At 54.2% G+C, this 6,473-nt stretch carries 3 protein-coding genes; all 3 read left to right on the top strand.

Going from position 1 to position 6,473, the window contains the following annotated elements; all coding sequences use genetic code 11:
- The first annotated feature begins 222 nt into the window (after window positions 1-222).
- Window positions 223-1,515, top strand: a complete 1,293-nt coding sequence (locus tag MHY24_RS11885) for an adenylosuccinate synthase (RefSeq protein ID WP_179387036.1) — start codon at window positions 223-225, stop codon at window positions 1,513-1,515.
- Between the two features lie 374 nt (window positions 1,516-1,889).
- On the top strand, window positions 1,890-2,213 hold the full coding sequence (locus tag MHY24_RS11880; RefSeq protein WP_239230907.1) for a malonyl-CoA-ACP transacylase: 324 nt from the start codon (window positions 1,890-1,892) through the stop codon (window positions 2,211-2,213).
- 770 nt (window positions 2,214-2,983) lie between these two features.
- On the top strand, window positions 2,984-6,473 hold a 3,490-nt coding region (locus MHY24_RS11875), incomplete at its 3' end, for a VaFE repeat-containing surface-anchored protein (protein ID WP_239230904.1).

Raw genomic sequence — 6,473 nt, 5'->3', positions numbered from 1 at the left:
GTCTGTGGGGAGGAGGGGGTTGAGGAAGGCGTCGATAAGCGCGAGCTCTTTGCGGGTAGGGATGGGGGAGAGATCGTGGGCGTCGGCAGGCATGGCCACGCCCGGGGCGCCGCAGCGGAGGAACAAAAAACGCATGCGGTCAATGCTACGCGGGCTTTTTGCGCCGGGAAAGTGTAAAGTTGGAGAGTATTTTGGCTTCAATAATGAGGAAGTGACTAAACAATGGCAGCGATCGTCATTGTCGGCGCCCAGTGGGGCGACGAAGGCAAGGGCAAAGCGACCGACATCCTCGGCGGCAAGGTTGACTACGTGGTCAAGCCGAACGGCGGTAATAACGCCGGCCATACCGTCGTGGTAGGCGGCGAAAAATACGAGCTGAAGCTCCTGCCAGCCGGCATTTTGTCCGAGAACGCCACCCCGGTGCTGGGCAATGGCGTGGTGATCAACCTTGAGGCGCTCTTTGATGAGATTGATGGCCTTGAGGCCCGCGGCGCGAACGCCTCGCGCCTGAAGATTTCCGCCAACGCGCACCTGGTGGCGCCGTACCACCAGACCCTGGACCGCGTGCAGGAGCGCTTCCTGGGCAAGCGCGCTATCGGCACCACCGGCCGCGGCATTGGACCGACCTACGCCGATAAGGTTGCGCGCATTGGCATCCGCGTGCAGGACATCTTTGATGAGTCTATCCTGCGCCAGAAGGTGGAATCCGCGCTGGATATCAAGAACCAGATGCTGGTGAAGATGTACAACCGTAAGGCCATCGAGGCGGACCAGATTGTGGAGTACTTCCTGAGCTACCGCGACCGCCTGCGCCCGATGGTTATCGACGCCGAGCTGGAGCTCAACCAGGCCCTCGAAGCCGGCAAGCACGTGCTCATGGAGGGCGGCCAGGCCACCATGCTCGACGTGGACCACGGCACTTACCCGTTCGTGACCTCGTCTAACCCAACGGCCGGTGGTGCTTCCGTGGGTTCCGGTATTGGCCCAACGCGCATCAAGACCTCGCTGGGCATCATCAAGGCTTATACCACCCGCGTGGGTGCCGGCCCGTTCCCCACCGAGCTCTTTGATAAGTGGGGCGAGTACCTGCAGACCACCGGTGGCGAGATTGGTGTGAACACCGGCCGCAAGCGCCGTTGTGGTTGGTATGACTCCGTTGTTGCGCGCTATGCCACCCGCGTCAACGGCTTTACCGATTACTTCTTGACCAAGCTGGACGTTCTCACCGGCATCGGCGAGATTCCGATCTGCGTGGCTTACGACGTCGACGGCAAGCGCTACGACGAGCTGCCGCTTACCCAGTCCGAATTCCACCACGCCGAACCCATCTTCGAGACCATGCCGGCCTGGGATGAGGACATCACGGAGTGCTCCACCTTTGAGGAGCTGCCGCAGAAGGCACAGGATTACGTCCTGCGCTTGGAAGAGCTGTCTGGCTGCCGTATCTCCTATATCGGCGTTGGTCCGGGCCGCGACCAGACCATCGTGCGTCACGATGTCATGGAAGACCAGTAAGGATGTAGTCCTTATTAGCCTGGTGTGAGAGCCCCACTCTCTAGCACAGCTGAACTGGCTCTCTGCACGATGCTTCTCCTAGCCCTCCAAGCAGACAACAAAGGTTCCTATCCTCACCCAGCTCTTGGTCTTTCTAAGGAATTGAGCCCTAATTGAGCGAAAGCGCCCGTGTCCCGTCATTGAGGCGGAGCACGGGCGCTGTGGCATTTCAGTGCCCTTTAAGCTGCCCGCAAGACCGTGACATGCCAGCATAGGTCCTTCCCTGTTGAACATAACCAAAAACTCATCTAAAGTTAAGTTCGTTTTAAGTACAGAGAGTTTTTCAGCTTTCGCGGGCCCAATTCCCGCGTATTTCAACACAGGGAGTTACTTCAATGATCATCAAGCTTTTGAGCGGCCTGCTTACCACCATTATGGGATTCTTCGGCTTGGGTGCCCCGGCACAGGAGACTGCACCGGCACCTGAGCAGGAGCAGGTTGCTGTTGCTGAGCAGGGCAACACCGACGACGTGCAGGCGCTTATCGACGCCGCCCATGCCGAAGCCGCCTACGACTTCATCAGTGTCCGCTATGAAGGCGGCACTGCCAATATTGTCCTGAATCCGGAGACCTACAACCCGGACAAGGACGGCGATACCTTTGAGGCAGTTTCCCAGCTCCTGCAGGAGAAGGGTTACCAGGTTACTGCCGTTCTCTAAGGCCTAATTCATTGCAGGATCCGCACCGCGGCCTCGGTAAAGCATCCGCTTGCCGACGCCCGTGCGGATTTTTCTTTGCCCAATTCTCCCTCACTCCCTATTCGAGGGCCCTAAGTGTGATTGTGACTACTCTATGCAGAGTTTTCGCTCACACTTCCTTTCTTGGAGATGAATGGCAATAGGGTTAAGTATTACTACACCTCCGATGTATCGAACGTGTGCCCACCCCTATTGGGGACTCTCCAGTCACACCTGTAAAACCAACTTTTTATGGATGGTCCCGGAGTAACGCGAAGAAATTGCACGCAAATCGAACCCTTAAATTTGTACGAAATTAGACAAAACGCAGCGCATGGAAGTGTTTGCACGGCTCTTGTTAAAAATAATCTTAGTATTGAATAAGCCATTGGCGTAGTGTCCCGACCTTAAGAAAAGTCTAGGGTGCATCGAACATTTGCATTTAACGCTAGGTTGGCCGTGGAAATTAGCACATCTACCTGTGGGTATGAAATTAGAAATACTGCATAACGTGCAGTTTCCTAAAGTTTTCTGGCTGGCGCCTTAAATTTTCCCGTGATATTATCCTGAGAGCACAATAAGAGTTAATCCAGAGTTGGGTTCAAAACCCTGATTAACCGCAGTGTGTTCAAGTCTCAACTTCAGGTTCTGCTCAGCGAAAACACTCGCTGTACAGGAAACGAATGTAAGTATTTGTACCGCTCGAAGAGGAAAGAATGAGTAAATTAAGAAACATATCCCGAGAGGGGTGGATGGTCTTTACCGCAGTGCTTGCTGCAATTGCGGTAATCGCGGCCATGGTCACCGTTCCGGGTGGCAAGGCGGAGGCTGCTGAGCCTACCGACTTCACGCCGAATTATAATATTGGAGACGAATCCAAAAAGGCTGCCGGCGATAATAGTTGGGGGCCACTTGTTTGGGCCGGTGTACCGCCTGAAGGCGTAAATAACAAGCACGGCGATAATGACGTTGGATGGGCTTGGTGTATTGACTTCAATATTGGCGATCCAATGTTAAAGGGTGGTAGCTACAAGAAGGCAACGGCCGGTTCGGTGCAGTTCGATGATCCGAAATATCAGGACGCTGCCATTGGCTTGGCTACTAAACTACGTGATGCTACAGAGGCTGGCCAGAAAGATCTCACTGTTAAATACGCGGTGTACCTGAGTGCCCTCCTTTCGGATAATACGGGTAGGGAAGCTGCAATCGAGATTATTCAGGGCCAAGGCCGGTACGGCGATGCAAATTCGGGCGATCGCTTTGCAAACTTCTCGGGAAATCCGCAAGAGTTTACCAAGCTTACGGGTCTTCGTATCGTAAAGGCGAGTGGTACCAAGCTGGAAGACCAGTTTGAAGTAGATCCGACGGTCGAAATCCCTTCCCAGCCGAAGGATGCTTTTATTACCATTGTGGGGCCTAACGGCATTTTTGACGTTCGCTCTGGCGGAGGTCAGCGTGTAATTCCGGTTGATCAGCCTGGCCTGCCGAACAATCCGGACAACGGTGGCGGCTCTGAAGAGCCGACTACTTCTCCGGACAATCCAGATACTGAGGAGAATACGACCGAAGAGACTACCTCTCAGAATCCGGAAGGTGAGACTTCTTCTACCGAGACGACCACCGATTCTGAGCCAACTGACTCTGAAGAAACCACTACGGAGGATACTGACGAGCCGACTCCGGGTAAGACTACTGATGTAGTACCTAATCCTGATCCGACTCCGACTACGGAGAAGGAGGAGAAGGACCTCAATCCGAAGATTGAGACCGAGGCTTCCTTTGATGGCGACAAGCAGCAGGTCGTTGTTGGCGCTACCGTTAAGGACAAGGTTCACTACGAGGATCTTGTTCCGGGTAAGAAGTACACCCTAAAGGCTGAGCTGCGTAACAAGGCGGCTGACGCGAACGGCGAGCACGCTATTCTTGGCACCGGTTCTAAGGACTTTGTAGCTGAGGGTGAGACTGGCGACGTTGAGGTAAAAATTGACGTCGATAAGCAGCTGGAGAACCCAGTTGCTGCTGCCGTTGCTTTCGAGAAGCTGTACTCCCACGAGGTGGATGAGAACGGCAAGGATGTCCCGAACGATTCCGGCGATGGCAACTTCATTGCGAAGCACGAGGACATTGATGATGAGGCGCAGACCGTCAATACTAAGTGGAACCCTGAGATTCACACGCAGGCCAAGATCAAGGATGGCAACCGTGTAGAGAAGGGTGCCACGGTTATTGACACTGTGACGTATAAGGATCTTGTTCCGGGTAAGAAGTACACCCTGAAGGCAAAACTCATCTCCAAGAAAGATGGCGAAACCGTACTGGGTGAAGGCTCTGTGGAACTGACTCCGAAGGAGTCCGCCGGTGAACAGAAGGTTGAGATCACCGTCAACGAGAAGGCAGATCCTGCTGTTGACGCTGCGGTTGCCTTCGAGAAGCTTGTATCTACCGAGGTAGACAAGGATGGCAACGAGACCACTGGCTCCTCCGATGAGAACGAGATTGCTACTCACGAAGACATCAACGATGAGAAGCAGACCGTTAACACCAAGTGGACCCCGTCTATCCAGACTAAGGCTGAATTTGACAACGCTAAGCAGGTAAAGGCTGGCGTCACCGTCAAGGACACCGTTACCTACACCGACTTGGTGCCGGGTAAGGAATACACCCTGAAGGCTGAGCTGCGTAACAAGGCTGAGAATGATAAGGGTGAGCACGAGGTCGTCGGCAAGGGCGATGTAACCTTCACTCCGAAGAAGTCTTCCGGCGAGCAGGTTGTTGACATTAAGGTCAACGATGACGTTGAAGGCGTTATCAAGGCTGCCGTCGCATTCGAGGATCTCTATTCCAAGCAGGTCGATGAGAACGGTAAGGACACTCCGAACTCTGACGAAGAGAAGAAGATTACCGAACACCGCGACATCGATGATGAGGATCAGACTGTAACTTCTAAGAAGACTCCGAAGATCAGCACGAATGCTGATTTTGAGGATGGTTCTCATGAGGTTGTTGCTGGTGCCAAGATTGTGGACAAGGTTTCCTATGAGGGTCTGGTTCCGGGTAAGGAATACACCCTGAAGGCTGAGCTCATTTCCAAGAAGGACGGCGAGTCTGTTCTGGGTGAGGGTGAAGAAACCTTTACTCCGAAGGAGGCCGATGGTTTTGTTGATGTTCACATCACTGTGAACGATGATGTGACTGAGCCGGTTGAGGCTGCGGTTGCTTTCGAGGAGCTCACCTCTACTGAGGTCAACAAGGATGGCAAGGAGACTCCGGATACTAATCCGGAGAAGCCGAACCACGTTGCTGAGCACAAGGACATCAACGATAAGAACCAGACTGTGCCTAAGGATGAGCCTGGTGAGAACCCGGGTGAGAATCCGGGTGAGAACCCTGGTGAGAACCCTGGTGAGAATCCGGGTGAGAACCCTGGTGAGAATCCGGGTGATGAGCCTGGTGAGAACCCGGGTGAGAATCCGGGTGATGAGCCTGGTGAGAACCCTGGTGAGAATCCGGGTGATGAGCCTGGTGAGAACCCTGGTGAGAATCCGGGTGATGAGCCTGGTGAGAACCCGGGTGAGAATCCGGGTGATGAGCCTGGTGAGAACCCGGGTGAGAACCCTGGTGAGAACCCTGGTGAGAATCCGGGTGATGAGCCGTGGATTACCACCAACGCTGACTTCGAGAAGGGTTCTCATGAGGTTGTTGCTGGTGCCAAGATTGTGGACAAGGTTTCCTATGAGGGTCTGGTTCCGGGTAAGGAATACACCCTGAAGGCTGAGCTCATTAACAAGAAGGACGGCAAGTCTGTTCTGGGCGAGGGTGAAGAAACCTTTACTCCGAAGGAGGCCGATGGTTTTGTTGATGTTCACATCACTGTGAACGATGATGTGAAGGAGCCTGTCCAGGCTGCGGTTGCCTTCGAGGAGCTCACCTCTACTGAGGTCAACAAGGATGGCAAGGAGACTCCGGATACTAATCCGGAGAAGCCGAACCACGTTGCTGAGCACAAGGACATCAACGATAAGAACCAGACTGTGCCTAAGGATGAGCCTGGTGAGAACCCGGGTGAGAATCCGGGTGAGAACCCTGGTGAGAACCCTGGTGAGAATCCGGGTGATGAGCCTGGTGAGAACCCTGGTGAGAATCCGGGTGAGAACCCTGGTGAGAACCCGGGTGAGAACCCTGGTGAGAATCCGGGTGATGAGCCTGGTGAGAACCCGGGTGAGAACCCTGGTGAGAACCCTG

The sequence above is a fragment of the Corynebacterium sp. ACRPQ genome, assembly GCF_022347225.1.
Classification (GTDB): Bacteria; Actinomycetota; Actinomycetes; order Mycobacteriales; family Mycobacteriaceae; genus Corynebacterium; species Corynebacterium tuberculostearicum_D.
The sequence above is the reverse complement of the archived record's forward strand: the minus strand, read 5'-3'. Positions and strand labels throughout refer to the sequence as shown.